Raw genomic sequence first — 17,227 nt, 5'->3', positions numbered from 1 at the left:
GGAAATGATAATACTGATAAATAAAACAGCGTGCAATTATGGCCATTGGATACGATATAACAGGGCAGTTAATGTCTGCCCTGCATCTTTTAGGTATGGTTAGTATTGATAAGTGAGGTGCAGTTTGACTTCGCGACCAGGCGAAGGCACGCCATTAGATAGGTATGCTTCGTAGTAACGATCGGTTAAGTTTTTCACAACCGCGCCAATGCTCAAGCCTTCGACTTGTTGTATTTCCCAAACCACGTAAGCGTTTTGTAGCGTGTATTGCTCACTTGGCGATTTCACTTTTAAATTGTTACCGCTTGCCTTGGTTTTGGTTTGCGCATCATACCAACGGACTTCCCAGCCCGTACGTAAACCAGGAATCCATTCGTAACCTAAACCCAGATTAATGTTTAATGGCGGTACATCAGGATGATCATCATCTGAACCTGTAGAGTCAGATAGGCTACCTTTGTTTTTGCCGCGAATGTAACTTGCTGAGAAATTACTGTAGAAATCTTCAATCCGGTATTGTGAAATTAGCTCAAAGCCATAGTTTTTAAAGCCATCTAGGTTTGTATTCCAGCTTTGTAACTCAGTAGTATTTTTGTCGAGGTTTTCGCCCGTTCGTATATCAACTGTGTCGCTAACATCGTTATAGAACATAGTTAACTCTGTTGCGAGGTTATCGCGAGAGTTCACCAGCCCTTCCGTTAAGTTGATAACGCTTGCTTGATAAGCATGGATACGAGACACGTCCAGATTCAAAGCAGTAGCCGTAGCGGTAGCGCGCGCATATTGCACTGAGTAGATGTTATCAACGGTTGGTGCTTTTAAAGCGTAGGCGTAGGAGGCGTTTAAACGCGTATTATTGCTCGCATCAAAGTCGATATCCAAACGTGGGCTAAAGCCTTTATGCGTCGTTTCACCGTAGTTATGTCCGGCAGCTGGATCATTATAATCCGGCGCTGCGTTCCCTTTTCCTTCACTCTTGATGTATTCGTAACGCAGAGAAGGTGTGATTGTTAGGCGGTCTGTTGCTTGATAGTGATCAGCAATGTAAGCGGCATAAATTGACTGCGTGCCAGATGGTTCGTAGTAAGGGGTGTACCAACCGTAGTTTTTCGCTTCATTACTGTCGTATGATGCGTTGAATACTAACGAGTCTCTATCGGTTTTTTGATATTGAAGCCCAGTGACTAGAGTGTGGTCTCCGAATTGCGCTTGGTTAAACACATCAACGTAATCACGCTCGTAACTCAGCCATGACTCATGACCGTAACTGCCAACAGAAACGAACATTTTCTCGAATGCTACGTCAGGGCGAGCCCAATGACGATCGTTTTCGGAACGTGCCATTTTGATATTGAAATCAATATACGGGTTAGTCGGCATGTAGTGGTAAGAGATGGTCGTGGTGTTGTCCGTGTATTTGTTATCGACGGTGTAAGCGTATTGGGCTTTTTCTAATGAGCCGTATTTCTTGATATTGTATTCGGTGATGTTAGGCATTTTTCCGCGGCGGTTAGCCCAAGGTTTACGACCTTCATCTTTGTAGCGAGTGTGGCTAATTTCAAACTCGTGATCGTTATTTTCATAACCGACCTTTACGAGCATGTTTTCTTGCTCATAACCTGAGTAATCCAGCGTTTCACCACCTCCGACTTTAATGTCATCAGAATCTTTTACCGAGCCATTCGCTAGAAAATAAAAACCAGTATCGTTTTTACCATAGAGTGTTAGCGTGTAGGCGTTCTCATCGCCGTTGGTGTTGTATGCACTTGAGATGCGGGCACCAAAGTTTCTTTCGCCGTACAGGAGATCATCGACACTTTTGGTTTTAATGCGAATGGAGCCACCAAACTTCCCGTTGAGTGCTCGATAGTCGTGCGCGCCCTTGATAATTTCTGCTTCGCCAATTAAGAACGGATCAAAAAAGAAGGTACCGTAGCGGTATTGTTGAAAGCCAATTGGAGCGCCATCGACAAAGACGGCGATATCGCTTGGATCATCAAAACCACGAATGTTAATACGTTCGCCACCAGAACGACCGCCACCATCTATTGATGCACCGGGAACGGCATCGATCATTGAGGCAAAATTAGAGTACTGTTGCTCTTCAATCTCTGACCAATTAATGGTGGTTTGCGCAGGCTCAGCAATGGTAATAGGTTTGGCATAACGAACGCCTATGACTTCAAGCTCTTCATTTGGCGCTGTCTCGGCATATGAATAAAGAGGGAAGAGCAAAGCCAGTGAAATGAGATTTACTTTGAATGGATGACTTTTTAATCGTTTCATATTGATGATTTATAGTGTTTTTATGAAGCTGGGATTATAAGAACATTATTACGATTAATAAATGATAATGAGATTAATTATCAAATGTGTTTTTGCGACGGATTGTAAAGTTTTTTATCCATTCGTGGAAACTACGATAAGTATCGTTAGCGTACATAAAACAAAAAGCCCAGCATCATGGACGCTGAGCTTATTGGTTTTAAACAAGATAGTGCGAGCACTGTTGCCCCTTTTGAGCTAATCAGGCGCCTACTTGGTAGGAATTACTGAGTTTCTAACGGTATCTGTCCGGTGGTCAGCGGCTCGGCATCGAATTCAGTGAGGCCTTCAATATAGCTTTCGACTGCTTGCTCTAAAGCATTATCACCTTGGTTAAAATAGGCAAGGTGGAAAATTGCATCGCCTTCGTTCACCAATGGTAATGTTTGTTGACCGATAACCAAACCACGCTTCGGGGCTTTTAGTTCTATCTCATCATGACCAAGAGGAGAGCTAATATAAGCGAGCGTTTCCCCCTGTTCTACTTTGTCTCCCAGATTAACGACAGTACGCAAAATGCCGTTACCTGACGCGCGAACCCAGCTGGTGGACTTCGCTATGATAGGCTCAGGCAGCTTTTTCCTGCTCGCACGCAACATACCAATGGCTTGCATTACGCGCCGAACCCCGAGTACACCAGCGCTTATCGAAAGTGGATCAAAACGCAATGCTTCGCCAGCTTCGTAGGTGAGCACTGGAATATCGCATTTTTCTGCTTCACTGCGTAAAGAGCCATCACGCAATGCTGAATCAACAATCACTGGCGTCGAAAATGCTTGAGCAATACGTAGAGTTTCTGGGTTGCTTAAGTTTGCGCGAACCTGTGGCAAGTTCGTGCGATGAATTGCCCCTGTGTGTAGATCCAAAATGTAGTCACAACGCTTGGCAATGTTGTTAAAGAACCCGTGTGCCATACGAGATGCAAGTGCGCCTTTTTCACTGCCAGGAAAGCAACGGTTGAGATCTCGTCGGTCGGGCAAGTAACGAGATTTATGGATGAAACCAAAAACGTTAACGATAGGTACTGCAATGACAGTGCCTTTCAGTTTTTGTGGATCCAGTTGGTTAATGATCTGACGAACGATTTCTACGCCATTAAGCTCATCACCATGGATAGCAGCATTCACCATTAACACTGGTCCTTCTTGTTTCCCATGGATGATTTCCACAGGAATAGATAAAGGCGAATGTGTATATAGCTTCGCTGCTTCAAATTCGATCTCTAATCGTTGTCCTGGTTGTATTTGATGTCCTAAGAGCTCAAACACTTTGCTTTTTTTACTTCTGGCCATAAACCATCTCTGTCAAATGCGTCATCAGCAATGTAACAATTGCTGCAAAATCGCACTAATCATTCTCATTAAGGACACGACAAATTACTTTAATCGTCATGCGTGAAATTTTGGTATGTGTGAAGTTTTTGTTTTCAATATGATCTTTTCTATCAGTTTAATACATAACAAGACATAGAGAAGAGTGCGCAATAATAGCCTTAAAAAATGTGACTGTATTAAAAATAATACTGTTCATGGAGGACAAAAAAACGGACTTTTAACCCTACTTTTTATCCGATAATATCCGCGCCGAATTTGAGGTTTCACACTTTCTAACTAGAGGTTTTGATGAAAAAGGCAATTGCTAAAATTGGTGCATTGACTGCGGTAGCAGTTTCACTTTCAGGTTGCGTAGGTAGTAATGCCGTGACAGGTTATGTTATGGGGTTTAACTTGAAAGCTGTTGACAACCGTTACGCTCGAGGTGGTCTAAATATGCTTTTAGCGCCTGTTTATGGTGTCGCGATCGCAGCGGATTATATCGTGTTTAACTCTCTAGAATTTTGGACGGGTAAGAACCCGTTAAATGGTAAGCCACATATCTTCGATACAAAGGTAGATACTTACATTGATGTAAACCACCAATTAGATAAATCGTTAACGACGGCACCAATCGCACCATTAGCGGATAACCGTGTCATTGAGCAGGGGCGAATGCAGCAAATCGATGAGAACACTGTTCAAATGGATATTACTTACAGTAACGGTGAAAAGGCGACACTCATGGGTGTACGCGATGGTGAGTTTGTTACTTACTACATTGATGGTGAAGTTGTTGCACAAACCTCAATGGATGAATTAGCCGCTTACGCGCAAAACCGTGTGTAGTTGGGTTCAACTAAACCAAAAAAAGGGTGCCGTATGGCACCCTTTGTCGTTTTTCGTGATTGAATTATGCTTTCTCTGGAATCGCTTCTAAAAGCGCGACCATCTGTTCCCAGTACAACTGAACAGTATCAATCTTCACTTTCTCATCTGGAGAGTGAGGGAATTTTATTGTTGGACCGAAAGAAACCATATCCATGTGTGGGTATGGTTCTTTAAATAGGCCACACTCAAGACCAGCATGGATGACCATGATGTTCGGCTTATGACCGTAAATGCCTTCATACATATCACGGAAAATTGCCATGATCTCGGAATCTGCATCTGGCTTCCAGCCAGGGTAAGCGCCTGAGAACTGAATTTGTGCGCCTGCTAGCTCAGTAATCGAGCGCAGCATGCTTTCCACTTGGCTACGGCCAGAGTCAATGAGAGAACGAATCAAGCAAAGCACGGTGACTTTATTTTCTTCTGTGCTGATCACACCAACGTTTAGAGAAGTTTCAACAACGCCTTCCACCTCATCACTCATACGGATTACACCGTTTGGACAAGCGTTAAGTGCCGCAATGAATCGTTGCTGATCGGCGATTGAAAATACTTGCGCGTCAGTCGTGATCACTTCATTAAAGGTTACGATACCTGTTTCGATTTTACCCAATTCAGTTTTAAGCAGCTCAGTGTAGTGGTTGAACAGCTCAGCAAGCTTGTCTTGGTTTTCGACAGGAAGCGCGACAGTAACAAACGCTTCGCGAGGGATTGCATTACGTAAGCTACCGCCACGGAATTCGACTAAACGTAAATCAAGCTCTTGAGCATGACCGGCAAGGAAACGACCAAGTAATTTGTTGGCATTACCGCGACCTGTGTGAATGTCACAACCTGAGTGACCACCTTTTAGGCCTTTCAGCGTCAGTTGGCGTGTTACAAAACCTGCAGGCGTTGATTCTCGAGAAATATCGAAAGTCATGGTGCCATCAACGCCACCTGCACAACCCATGTAGACTTCGCCTTCTTGCTCAGAGTCTGTATTTAGAAGAATCTCACCCTCTAACCAACCAGCTTCAAGGCCAAATGCGCCAGTCATGCCTGCTTCTTCATCAATCGTCAGCAGAACTTCGAGTGGACCGTGCTTAATATCTTTAGATGCCAATACAGCAAGGCAAGAAGCCATACCAATACCGTTATCTGCACCAAGCGTCGTGCCTTTCGCAGTTACCCATTCGCCATCGATGTAAGGTTGGATTGGATCTTTGGTGAAGTCGTGTTCAGTGTCTTCGTTTTTCTGCGGCACCATGTCGATGTGTGCTTGAAGTACAACAGCCTTCTTATTTTCCATTCCTGGTGTCGCGGGCTTTTTGATGAACACGTTACCGGTTGGATCACGGCGAACGTCAAAGCCTTGCTCTGTTGCCCAGTTGATAATGTACTGTGCTAATGCTTCTTCATGTTTCGATGGATGAGGGATAGAACAAATCTTATCGAAAAACTGCCAAAGTGGAGCAGGTGATAAGGTACTGATCTCAGAATGGAACTCAGACACGGAGGACTCCTTTTGATGTGCTTTGCCAAATATATACCGTAAAAATGTTGTCAAGGTAGCATTAAATGCTAGACGATTTGGCCTTCAAATTGCCGTTAGCATACCACCAGATATGGAGTACGAGTAGTCGCGATCACAAGGATTTCTCTCAGAACTGTCACAGTTTGTGAATACAATAACAAGCACTATGTGTTCTCTATCATACATTCTGAAAGTGGCTTTATTTTTTAATTCATAAAATTGTAATTTAATTACATATAAACTTTGATAAAGGTCAATTTATGTATTTTTTGTGATTCCAATCACTAAAATGCTTGTAATTAAATTTCTTGGTGGTATATTTGTAACCAGCTTCTGAGAGAAGAATGAAATGCTCAAAGGATGAGTCCGTTTTATCGCCTCCAAGGAACCGAGAAATCAACGAATGTTTAATTGATTTAAAAGGTGATAGTTATGAAAGGTTTACCAAGTACAATGTTCTGGAATAGCAAATCTGTTTACACCGGTAACTTTGTATACCCAACAAGCTTTGGCTACTAAGTGAAGTCAACGCATGTGACTCGAACAGTTTGTTCACCCCTATAAATTGGAATTTTTTTTCAGTGATAGTGCTGACATGATTCACCGCCACCCAAATTGGGTGGCGTTTTTTTATCTCTATTTTCTTTTCCTGACTCACTTATTGCCATCAAAGCCTTCTTCTATTCCCCATTCTTCGGTTTTATCGACTTTTCCATCAAATCTGTTAGATACCATGTTTAAAATGGGCCATTTTCATCTGAAAGTTTAGTACATTGCTCAGTTTTTATTCTCTTTTAGAGAACTGTGTTATCTGGGTTACCTATTGTTTTATAAGAATATATTTCTTTACTTGCTTTGATGGGTTAGAGAATGTGTTTCATATCCAAAGAAAAAAAACGCATTAGAGTGAAGATTCTATCTAGAATTTGCTATTTGATAACTTTATAATTCCCGCCAATCGATTACGCAACCGTTTACTTTTTACCTTTACAGGATTCGATCATGCTTGAGAGGCTTTTTAAACTCAGTGAAAATGGCACAAATGTGCGCACTGAGATCATTGCAGGTGTTACGACCTTCCTAACTATGGCTTACATTATTTTTGTAAACCCAGCGATCCTGTCGGATACCGGTATGGACCGTGGCGCCATTTTTGTCGCAACTTGTCTTGCTGCCGCAATCGGCTGTTTTATCATGGGATTTGTTGCCAATTACCCAATCGCACAGGCACCAGGAATGGGCCTGAACGCATTTTTTACTTACTCTGTTGTATTAGGAATGGGTTATACGTGGCAAGTTGCGTTGGCGGCTGTATTTGTTTCTGGCCTTCTGTTCATTCTTTTAAGCGTATTTAAGATCCGTGAGTGGATTATTAACTCGATCCCGCATTCTCTACGAACAGGTATTTCAGCTGGTATTGGTCTTTTCTTAGCGTTTATCGCATTAAAAAATGCAGGTATCGTCGTTGATAACCCAGCGACATTAGTTTCTATGGGAGAGATCACATCATTGCCATCTGTATTGGCCGCGATTGGCTTCTTTCTTACGATTGCATTGGTTCACCGTGGTGTGAAAGGTGCGGTGATGATCGCTATTCTTGGCGTTACAGCGCTTGGTCTTCTATTTGGTGATGTGCAGTGGGGCGGTATTATGTCAACGCCACCAAGCATTGCGCCAACTTTCATGCAACTGGATTTCTCTGGTTTGTTTGAAGTAGGCATGATTTCCGTCGTATTTGCTTTCCTATTTGTCGATTTATTTGACACCGCAGGTACGCTCGTTGGCGTTTCTCAAAAAGCAGGTCTAACTGATGAGAATGGCAACATCCCTCGTTTAAACAAAGCGTTACTTGCAGACTCAACAGCAACGTCAGTAGGTGCATTACTTGGTACTTCTAACACGACATCTTATATTGAAAGCGTTTCTGGTGTGGCTGCGGGTGGGCGTACTGGTCTAACAGCCGTGGTTGTTGGTGTACTCTTCCTACTTGCTCTATTGTTCTCACCACTTGCGGGTATGATCCCTGCTTATGCAACGTCAGGTGCGCTATTCTATGTGGCGATCTTGATGCTGTCTGGGCTAGTAAGCATTGATTGGCGTGACCTAACTGAAGCGTCCCCAGTTGTTGTGACTTGTTTAGTTATGCCGCTAACATTCTCGATTGCAGAAGGTATCACGTTAGGCTTTATCGCATACGCGGCGATCAAATTATTTAGCGGTAAGGGCCGTGAAGTGTCGATGAGTGTATGGGTGATGTCAGCCATCTTCATCGTTAAATACCTCGTCGGTTAATTTCTCGAGCAAAAAGCCAGTGTGGATTTATTCACGCTGGCTTTTTCTTTTTTACGTTGTTCACAGAAGACGGTTTTTCTGCGGAATAGGCAGAGAATTTTGATATCACCGTTGGTATTAGCGGTGTGTTTCGGTAGAATAATCGTTTGCGCAGCTTGAAATCCTCGTCTCCAAACATTTTGGAGAAGTTAGTGAGCATTCCGCTTTTGAGTGACTTCGCTAGATTTTGAGGATGCATATTTTCAAATTATTAGGTTATTACAATGAGTAAAAAATTCATTATCACTTGGGATGCAATGCAGACTTACTGCCGTGAACTGGCTGAAAAACAAATGCCAGCTGAGCAATGGAAAGGAATTTGGGCGGTAAGCCGCGGCGGTTTGGTTCCTGGCGCTATTTTGGCTCGTGAACTTGGTATTCGTTATGTTGATACAATCTGTATTTCAAGCTACGACCATGATCATCAGCGCGATATGACGGTACTAAAAGCACCTGAAGGTGATGGCGAAGGTTACCTAATCGTTGAAGACCTAGTAGACAGTGGTGATACAGCGCGCAAACTACGTGAGATGTATCCAAAAGCGAAAATGATCGCTGTGTGTGCGAAACCATCAGGCAAAGAGCTGCTGGATGATTACGTTGTAGATATTGCTCAAGACACTTGGATCGAGCAGCCTTGGGATATGTCAATCCAGTATGCTGAGCCAGTAAACCGCAAGCAAAAATAAGCGCGGTTAAAGAATATTGAGAAATGCCCCTTTATAGGGGCATTTTTTTTATTATGATATTAAATCATGCTAATAGCCTAGGGTTCTTCCTATGTCTGAAGACGTCAGTAAAAATCTTTCCGAAACTTTGTTCGTGAAACATAAGCAAGCAAAAGAAACCTCCGCGCTTACCCAGTACATGCCGACCAGTAAAAAAATACTTGATGAACGAGAAGCGCAGGGTGATCGTGCTTGGTATCGTCATTTGCGTCGCTTGCAATGGGCTTGGCAAGGATTGTCTCCGATCGAAATGGAAGGCGTACTGTCCAAAATTGCTTCATCATCTCACTCGCGAACCAATGATGATTGGTTAGACACTGTAATGGGTTATCACAGTGGTAACTGGACATTTGAGTGGATCAAGCTTGGTATGGATCATCAGAAGCGAGCAAATGAAATGCAAGGAGAAGAGGCAGCGGATGAACTCTTCACTGCTTCTTTGTGTTTTAGTATTGCCGGCTACCCACATTTAAAAAATGACAACTTGGCATCGCAGGCTCAAGTACTGGCAAACAAAGCGTATTCTGACGGCGCAGAAAAAACTAAGTACACCATCAAGCAAATTGAAGTGCCTTACCAAAATCGCAAAATCATCGCGAACCTCCATTTACCAAGAACGGATAAACAGTTGCCTGTGGTCATGGTGAGCGCTGGTTTGGATACTCTACAAACCGACATGTGGCGTTTGTTCCGTAATCGTCTTGCACCGCGAGATATTGCGATGTTAACCGTAGACATGCCTTCGGTAGGGCATAGCTCTCATTGGCCCTTGACCGAGAATTCAAGTTGCCTACATCAAGCGGTATTGAATGAGCTTTACTCGCTACCTTGGGTTGATCATCACAAAGTGGGGTTAGTTGGGTTTCGTTTTGGTGGTAATGCAATGATCAGACTCTCTTTTGTCGAGCAGGAAAAGATCAAAGCTTGTGTCGCTCTAGGCGCACCCGTACATGATATTTTTACTTCCCCTCAGAAGTTACAAAAAATGCCGAAGATGTATTTAGACCTTTTGGCTTCCCGTTTGGGGAAAAATGCGGTTGATATTAATAGCATGGCTGGTCAGATGATGGCGTGGTCATTGAAGGTTCAGGGCTTCCTGAGCAGTCGAAAAACCAAAGTGCCTATTTTGGCTTTGAGTCTTGAGGGCGATCCAGTGTCGCCACACAGTGATAATCAACTTGTTGCTCTATTTAGCCAGTATGGTAGAGCGAAAAAAATCAGTTCCAAAACAATTACAAAAGGATATGAGCAATCCCTCGATTTAGCCATAAAGTGGCTAGAAGATGAATTATTAGGGTGACAATTCTCCTAAATTAGTTAAGAGTGATATATCTGAGCAAAAAATAAGCTCATGATAATTAAAAATAATAATCATTCTTGGGTGTTTACTTTTAACTATGAAAACGGAGATTCATATGTCAGAGACGACTCAGGGCCCGACTCACTTTCGCTTGATGTCAAAGTTGAAGGCGATAGGGCCTTACCTGCGCGAACCACAATCGCAAGAAGGGCGCTATTATTTTGATTGTTTATCTGTATGTGTAGACGACAAAAAATCGCCTGAGAAGCGTGAATTTTGGGGCTGGTGGATGGATTTGGAATCCATCGAGGGAGGCTTTACTGCTAAATATCATATTGGCAAGTACAACAAAGAAGGGCAATGGGTATCTGAAGCCCTTCCCAAAAAAGTAGTAGAGGAAGTGTATCTCACGCAGAGCACATTCCATCAAAAGCTGGTTGATACTTTAGAAGAACACTTCAAATTAGAAGTCGAATATCACACGGAGTCTTTCGATTTCGCTTAATTTGGTTGTTTTCATTTAATACCAAACAAAAAGGTGCGAAAACGCACCTTTTCTCTTGTTAATTCCCTATTTGATTGTTAAAACATCCTCTCTTTATTTGTTTTTCACTTCAGAAGACATCATGACAACGAATCAACAAAATGCAGTTGTTTCACAACCACAAACTGTCGTTGTGAAACTGGGTACAAGTGTGCTGACAGGCGGCACTCTGGCACTCGACCGTGCACACATGGTTGAGTTAGCACGCCAGTGTGCTGAGCTTAAAAAACAAGGCCATTCAATCGTAATGGTTTCGTCTGGTGCGATTGCAGCAGGCCGTGAGCATCTTGGTTACCCCGCATTGCCCAACGAGATGGCGAGTAAGCAGTTACTTGCCGCGGTGGGGCAGAGTCGCTTGATTCAAACATGGGAGTCTTTGTTTGGTATTTATGGTATCAAGATCGGCCAAATGCTACTAACCCGTGCCGATTTAGAAGATCGTGAGCGATTCCTTAACGCGCGCGACACTATTAATGCGCTCGTTGCGAACGATATTGTTCCTATCGTAAACGAAAATGATGCCGTTGCGACTAGCGAGATTAAAGTTGGCGATAACGACAACCTTTCCGCTTTGGTAGGCATTTTATGTGGTGCAGATAAGCTCTTGCTTTTAACTGACCAAAAAGGTCTGTTTACTGCTGACCCTCGTAAAGATCCGAACGCAGAGCTTATCAAGGAAGTAAAAACCATCGACGACACGCTGCGTAAAATCGCAGGTGGAAGCGGTACAACATTGGGTACTGGTGGTATGGCAACGAAGCTGCAAGCCGCAGACATCGCTCGCCGCGCAGGTATCGAGGTTATTATTGCTGCTGGTAGTGCGCCGAATGTTATCTTTGACTCTCTAAGTGCTGAACCTCAGGGCACGCGCTTCCTACCTTGCGCTGAAGCCTTAGAGAACCGTAAACGCTGGATTCTAGCGGGACCTGCGGCATCGGGCGACATCGTTATTGATGATGGTGCAGTCAATGCTGTGGTCGGCAAGGGGAGTAGCCTACTTGCTAAAGGGGTCATCAAAGTTAGTGGTGACTTCGCACGAGGCGAAGTGGCGCGTGTAACAAACGCTCACGGTAAGTTGGTGGCTCGTGGCATCAGCGCCTACTCAAGTGATGACCTAACTAAAATTACGGGCAAACACAGTAAAGATATCATCTCTATTTTGGGGCATGATTATGGCTCTGAGGTGATTCACCGCGATGATCTGGTCGTCATTCAGGAATAGAATTAGAGGGAAGCAAAGTGGATTTAACGAATATGGGTAAAGCTGCTAAAGATGCAGCTTTCGAATTAGCGACAGCGTCAACTGCGCAAAAGAACCAAGCATTAGCCATCATCGCTGATGAGCTAGAAGCAAACTCCGCTGCTATTTTGGCGGCAAACGCTAAAGACATCGAACTTGGCCGTGAAGCGGGTTTAACCGATGCGCTGCTCGATCGCCTTTTGCTTAATGAAGAACGATTGACTGCAATTGCGAATGATGTTCGCAACGTCATTAGCTTGAACGATCCTGTAGGCAGCGAAATAGACAGTAAGGTACTGGAAAATGGGATGTCACTGTCTCGTCGTCGTGTGCCGCTTGGTGTCGTAGGCGTAATTTATGAAGCGCGTCCAAACGTAACCATTGATATTGCAGCGTTGTGCTTGAAAACCGGCAACGCAAGCATTTTACGTGGTGGCAAAGAGACCTTTTTCTCGAATATGGAATTAGTGAAGGTTATTCAGTCTGCGCTCGCAAAGGCGAACCTTCCAGCCGCTTCTGTGCAGTACATTGAAAAACCAGATCGTGAGCTTGTTTCTCAATTGCTTAAGTTGGACGATTACGTCGACATGATCATTCCACGCGGTGGTGCTGGCCTACACAAAATGTGTAAAGAAAACAGCACGATTCCGGTGATTATTGGTGGCTTTGGTATCAGCCATATCTTTGTCGACGAATCCGCTGATCTAGAGAAATCCCTGAATGTGGTTGAGAACTCTAAAGTTCAACGTCCATCTGCGTGTAACTCATTAGATACGCTGCTCGTGCATGAAAAAATTGCAGCGCAATTCCTACCAATGATCGTAGAGCGCATGAACGATAAAGTGACCTTCGTGACAGAGCCTAAGGCAAAAGCACTGATGGCTCAAGCAACACAAATTCGCGATGCTGTTGAAGGTGACTTTGATACGGAATGGTTGAGCTACACTCTTGGTGTAAAAGTTGTGTCTGATGTGAAAGATGCCATTGATCATATGCGTGTCCATAACGCGAGCCACTCAGATGCGATCATGACCAATAGTTTGGAAAACTCAGAACTGTTCATCAATTCTGTCGGTTCGGCGGCGGTTTATGTGAATGCTTCAACGCGCTTTACAGACGGTGCGCAATTTGGCCTTGGCGCAGAAGTCGCAGTATCTACGCAAAAGCTACATGCACGCGGTCCGATGGGCTTAGAAGAGCTAACTAGCTACAAGTGGGTTGGTAAAGCGAACTACTTAGCACGCAGTTAACACATTCGACGAGATCTTGAGTGAAAAAGGGGCCTTTGCGCCCCTTTTTGTTTTGTCTAACATACCAATTCCGCTACACTACATGAGCTTTTATTTCGGTTTGAAAGCGTTATACCCAAATAGCTTTAATAGAGTCCGTATAACCATGAACGCGTGGTTATCCGTGATTGCTCATGAGGTTATTTTGGTATAGATATGGAGGTGATATGCATTGTCCTTTTTGTTCCGAGAACGATACCAAAGTTATTGATTCCCGCTTAGTGGCTGATGGCCATCAAGTTCGACGTCGCCGTCAGTGCTTGGCGTGTAGCGAGCGTTTCACTACGTTTGAAAGCGCAGAGTTAGTGATGCCTAAAGTGATCAAATCGAATGGCAACCGTGAACCATTTGATGAAGATAAAATGGTTGGCGGTATTCAACGCGCTTTAGAGAAACGCCCAGTGAGTGCCGATTCTATAGAGTTAGCGATCAGTATGATCAAATCACAACTGCGTGCGACGGGTGAGCGAGAGGTTCCGAGTGAAATGATTGGTAATTTAGTCATGGACCAGCTCAAAGAGCTCGATAAGGTGGCTTACATTCGTTTCGCTTCCGTTTACCGAAGCTTTGAAGATATTCGCGAGTTTGGCGAAGAGATTGCCCGCCTAGAAGACTGAGTAGCTCATGACTCAACACACTCCTGAAAGAGCGTTTTCTGATTTAGATTTCGCCATGATGTCACGAGCTATTAAGTTAGCGAAACGTGGCATTTATACCACCGCCCCTAATCCAAATGTAGGGTGTGTCATCGTTCGTGATGAAGAAATTGTCGGTGAAGGCTATCACCATCGTGCTGGTGAGCCGCATGCCGAAGTGCACGCGATGCGCATGGCGGGTGAAAAAGCGGTTGGTGCAACCGCTTATGTGACGCTAGAACCTTGCTCTCATTACGGCCGTACACCGCCATGTGCCGAAGGGCTGATTAAAGCCAAAGTGGCACGTGTGGTTTGCGCCATGGTAGACCCAAACCCGAAAGTTGCAGGTCGCGGCATCCAGATGTTGCGTGATGCCGGAGTTGAAGTACAAATCGGCTTGTTAGAGCAAGATGCCCTTGCCCTTAACCCTGGTTTTATAAAGTACATGCGCACAGGCATGCCGTTTGTTCAATTAAAAATGGCAGCCAGTTTGGATGGGCAAAGCGCACTCAATAATGGTCAGAGCCAATGGATCACCTCCCCAGCGGCCCGCCAAGATGTGCAGCGTTATCGAGCAATGAGTGGTGGCATTCTTTCTACTAGCAAAACGGTGATTGATGATAATGCATCACTCAATGTGCGCTGGGATGACTTACCTAATAGTGTTCAAGCGCAGTATTTACAAGAAGAGCTTCGTCAACCAGTACGTGTAATCTTAGACCGTCAGAACCATTTAACTGATGCGCTCAAGCTGTTCCATACCGATGGAGAACGAGTTATTGTTCGCTCTGATGGAGACTGTATCCCTCTATTGGACAGCGCTGACCAAATTGACTTATCAACGACATTAAAACGTATCTCTGATGAGCACCATATCAATCACTTATGGGTTGAAGCTGGAGCTACGCTAGCGAGTGCGATGATAAAGGCTAATCTTGTAGATGAGCTCATTGTTTACCTTGCGCCAAAACTCATGGGCAGCGATGGTCGGGGGCTTATCGGTGCTTTAGGGTTAGGCGCTATGGCTGACGTCATAGATTTAAACATTACAGACGTTCGTATGGTTGGGGTAGACATTCGCATCACCGCCACCATAAAACGTAATGAAATTAGATAAGAATAGTATGTTTACAGGAATAGTAGAAGCAGTTGGCAAGTTAGCTGCGATTACGCCGAAGGGCGAAGACATCACCGTCACGGTTGAAACGGGTACGCTTGATATGTCAGACGTTAAGTTAGGCGATAGCATTGCGACCAATGGTGTTTGCTTAACGGTAGTTGACTTCGGAAGTCACTATTACAGTGCTGATCTGTCATTAGAAACCTTGAAGAAAACGGGGTTTGCTGAATACCAAGTAGGCGATAAGGTGAATCTAGAAAAAGCCATGTTGCCAACAACGCGATTGGGTGGACATATCGTTTCTGGCCATGTCGATGGGGTTGGTGAAATTGTCGAACGCAATTCAGTTGGCCGTGCGATAGAGTTTTGGGTTGCAATGCCTGCGGAAATTAGCAAGTACGTTGCAGAGAAAGGCTCGATTACTGTTGATGGTATTAGCCTAACCGTCAACGACTTACGTAAAAATGCTTTTAAGCTGACGATCGTTCCTCATACGAGTGAAGAAACTACGATTGACCAGTTTCAAGTGGGGCGCAAAGTCAACTTGGAAGTTGATGTACTTGCGCGTTATATGGAGCGTTTACTGCAAGGACAACAAGAAGATAAGGCCGAGTCTCGTATCACGATGGACTTTTTACAGCAAAACGGTTTTGCATAAGTCTTGGGAGTGGCTGCGTGAGGCATGCGATAAAGAGCAGACTCACAGAACACCGCGAGATTCATTGACTTGCTTAATGCAAAGCTCAAACTATTGACCTAACTAGCATTCACTGCAACGTAATTTTTCATTGCTGTCGCAATAACAAATTTAGAATAACGGGATAACAGACTATGCCAATCAGTACGCCACAAGAAATTATTGATGATATTCGCGCAGGCAAAATGGTCATCCTAATGGATGATGAAGACCGCGAGAATGAAGGTGACTTGATCATGGCTGCCGAGCATATTACGCCGGAAGCCATCAACTTTATGGCAACCTATGGCCGTGGCCTGATTTGTTTAACCATGACCAAAGATCGTTGCGAAAGTCTAGGTCTGCCACCAATGGTGCAAGACAATAATGCGCAATACACCACCAACTTTACTGTTTCGATTGAGGCAGCAGAAGGGGTAACGACGGGTATTTCAGCCGCAGATCGCGCACGTACCGTTCAAGCAGCAGTCGCGCCAAACGCTAAAGCTGCGGATTTGGTGCAGCCTGGTCACATCTTCCCTCTCGCAGCTCAAGACGGCGGTGTACTGACTCGCGCAGGTCACACTGAAGCTGGCTGTGATTTGGCTCGTCTTGCTGGTTTAGAGCCAGCATCGGTGATTGTTGAGATCTTAAATGACGACGGCACCATGGCTCGTCGCCCAGATCTAGAGATCTTTGCAGAGAAGCACGGTATTAAATTGGGCACTATTGCCGACCTAATTGAGTACCGCAATAACACTGAGACAACGATTGAACGTGTGGCAGAGTGCAAGTTACCGACAGAGTTTGGCGAGTTCACGTTAGTTACGTACAAAGACACCATTGATAACCAAGTGCACTACGCAATGTGCAAGGGCGATTTGAAAGAAAAAGCGCCACTGGTTCGCGTTCATCTTCAAGACGTTTTTACCGACTTACTACGTAGCGATCGTAATGCAGAGCGCAGCTGGACACTAGATAAGGCAATGAAACGCATTGGTGAAGAGGGCGGTGTACTGGTTGTTCTTGGCCATGAAGAATCGACCGATCTACTTATTCATCGCGTGAAGATGTTCGAAGCGCAAGACAAAGGTGAAGCACCAACGCTTGCTAAAAAACAAGGCACGTCTCGCCGTGTTGGCGTTGGTTCACAGATTCTTGCGGATCTCGGTGTACATGATATGCGTCTTCTGTCATCGACCAACAAAAAGTACCACGCGTTAGGTGGTTTTGGTCTGAACGTTGTTGAGTACGTCTGCGAGTAACAACCGAACAATAAGTTCCTAGTCTTTGACGTGCTTAACTCGTCAATGGCTAGG

At 44.4% G+C, this 17,227-nt stretch carries 14 protein-coding genes; 11 read left to right on the top strand and 3 right to left on the bottom strand.

Annotation, left to right across the window (positions count from 1 at the left end):
- Positions 1-99: 99 nt before the first annotated feature.
- Positions 100-2,286: a TonB-dependent receptor gene (locus NL626_RS04505; protein ID WP_253657021.1), complete on the bottom strand. Its 2,187-nt coding sequence runs from the start codon at positions 2,284-2,286 to the stop codon at positions 100-102.
- A gap of 263 nt (positions 2,287-2,549) precedes the next feature.
- On the bottom strand, positions 2,550-3,617 hold the full coding sequence (locus tag NL626_RS04500) for a succinylglutamate desuccinylase/aspartoacylase family protein (protein ID WP_253657020.1): 1,068 nt from the start codon (positions 3,615-3,617) through the stop codon (positions 2,550-2,552).
- Between the two features lie 330 nt (positions 3,618-3,947).
- On the opposite strand from NL626_RS04500, the gene NL626_RS04495 reads away from it, so the two are divergent.
- Positions 3,948-4,487 carry a DUF3332 domain-containing protein gene (locus tag NL626_RS04495; protein WP_005383765.1) on the top strand — a complete coding sequence of 180 codons (540 nt, stop codon included), beginning with the start codon at positions 3,948-3,950 and terminating at the stop codon, positions 4,485-4,487.
- Between the two features lie 64 nt (positions 4,488-4,551).
- Here NL626_RS04495 and NL626_RS04490 read toward each other — a convergent pair whose 3' ends face one another.
- Positions 4,552-6,024 carry an aminoacyl-histidine dipeptidase gene (locus NL626_RS04490; protein WP_053350265.1) on the bottom strand — a complete coding sequence of 491 codons (1,473 nt, stop codon included), beginning with the start codon at positions 6,022-6,024 and terminating at the stop codon, positions 4,552-4,554.
- A gap of 1,023 nt (positions 6,025-7,047) precedes the next feature.
- Between NL626_RS04490 and NL626_RS04485 the strand changes: the two genes are divergently transcribed.
- The 10 genes from NL626_RS04485 (at position 7,048) to ribBA (ending at position 17,173) form a co-directional block, all read left to right on the top strand.
- Positions 7,048-8,337, top strand: a complete 1,290-nt coding sequence (locus tag NL626_RS04485; protein WP_005381592.1) for an NCS2 family permease — start codon at positions 7,048-7,050, stop codon at positions 8,335-8,337.
- Positions 8,338-8,600: 263 nt separating this feature from the next.
- Entirely contained in the window at positions 8,601-9,065 is a 465-nt protein-coding gene (gene tet(34) / locus NL626_RS04480) for an oxytetracycline resistance phosphoribosyltransferase domain-containing protein Tet(34) (RefSeq protein ID WP_005381590.1), read from the top strand.
- 91 nt (positions 9,066-9,156) lie between these two features.
- On the top strand, positions 9,157-10,404 hold the full coding sequence (gene frsA / locus NL626_RS04475; RefSeq protein ID WP_005381586.1) for an esterase FrsA: 1,248 nt from the start codon (positions 9,157-9,159) through the stop codon (positions 10,402-10,404).
- A 115-nt stretch (positions 10,405-10,519) separates the two neighbouring features.
- Positions 10,520-10,909 carry a sigma factor-binding protein Crl gene (crl, locus tag NL626_RS04470; protein ID WP_005381584.1) on the top strand — a complete coding sequence of 130 codons (390 nt, stop codon included), beginning with the start codon at positions 10,520-10,522 and terminating at the stop codon, positions 10,907-10,909.
- A 121-nt stretch (positions 10,910-11,030) separates the two neighbouring features.
- Entirely contained in the window at positions 11,031-12,170 is a 1,140-nt protein-coding gene (gene proB / locus NL626_RS04465) for a glutamate 5-kinase (protein WP_005383771.1), read from the top strand.
- A 17-nt stretch (positions 12,171-12,187) separates the two neighbouring features.
- Positions 12,188-13,438 (top strand): glutamate-5-semialdehyde dehydrogenase, encoded by a 1,251-nt coding sequence (locus NL626_RS04460; protein ID WP_104978847.1) that lies wholly within the window; start codon positions 12,188-12,190, stop codon positions 13,436-13,438.
- 206 nt (positions 13,439-13,644) lie between these two features.
- The gene (gene nrdR, locus NL626_RS04455) at positions 13,645-14,094 is read left to right on the top strand and encodes a transcriptional regulator NrdR (RefSeq protein WP_005381578.1); all 450 of its coding nucleotides are present in this window, start codon (positions 13,645-13,647) and stop codon (positions 14,092-14,094) included.
- Between the two features lie 7 nt (positions 14,095-14,101).
- Positions 14,102-15,229 (top strand): bifunctional diaminohydroxyphosphoribosylaminopyrimidine deaminase/5-amino-6-(5-phosphoribosylamino)uracil reductase RibD, encoded by a 1,128-nt coding sequence (gene ribD, locus NL626_RS04450; RefSeq protein ID WP_167415049.1) that lies wholly within the window; start codon positions 14,102-14,104, stop codon positions 15,227-15,229.
- 7 nt (positions 15,230-15,236) lie between these two features.
- Positions 15,237-15,890, top strand: a complete 654-nt coding sequence (locus tag NL626_RS04445) for a riboflavin synthase (protein ID WP_005381574.1) — start codon at positions 15,237-15,239, stop codon at positions 15,888-15,890.
- Positions 15,891-16,063: 173 nt separating this feature from the next.
- Complete coding sequence (gene ribBA / locus NL626_RS04440; protein ID WP_005381573.1) at positions 16,064-17,173, top strand: bifunctional 3,4-dihydroxy-2-butanone-4-phosphate synthase/GTP cyclohydrolase II; 1,110 nt, start codon at positions 16,064-16,066, stop codon at positions 17,171-17,173.
- Positions 17,174-17,227 lie beyond the last annotated feature (54 nt).

Source organism: Vibrio sp. Y58_MX_L22 (assembly GCF_024181865.1).
GTDB classification, from domain to species: domain Bacteria; phylum Pseudomonadota; class Gammaproteobacteria; order Enterobacterales; family Vibrionaceae; genus Vibrio; species Vibrio alginolyticus.
The sequence above is the reverse complement of the archived record's forward strand: the minus strand, read 5'-3'. Positions and strand labels throughout refer to the sequence as shown.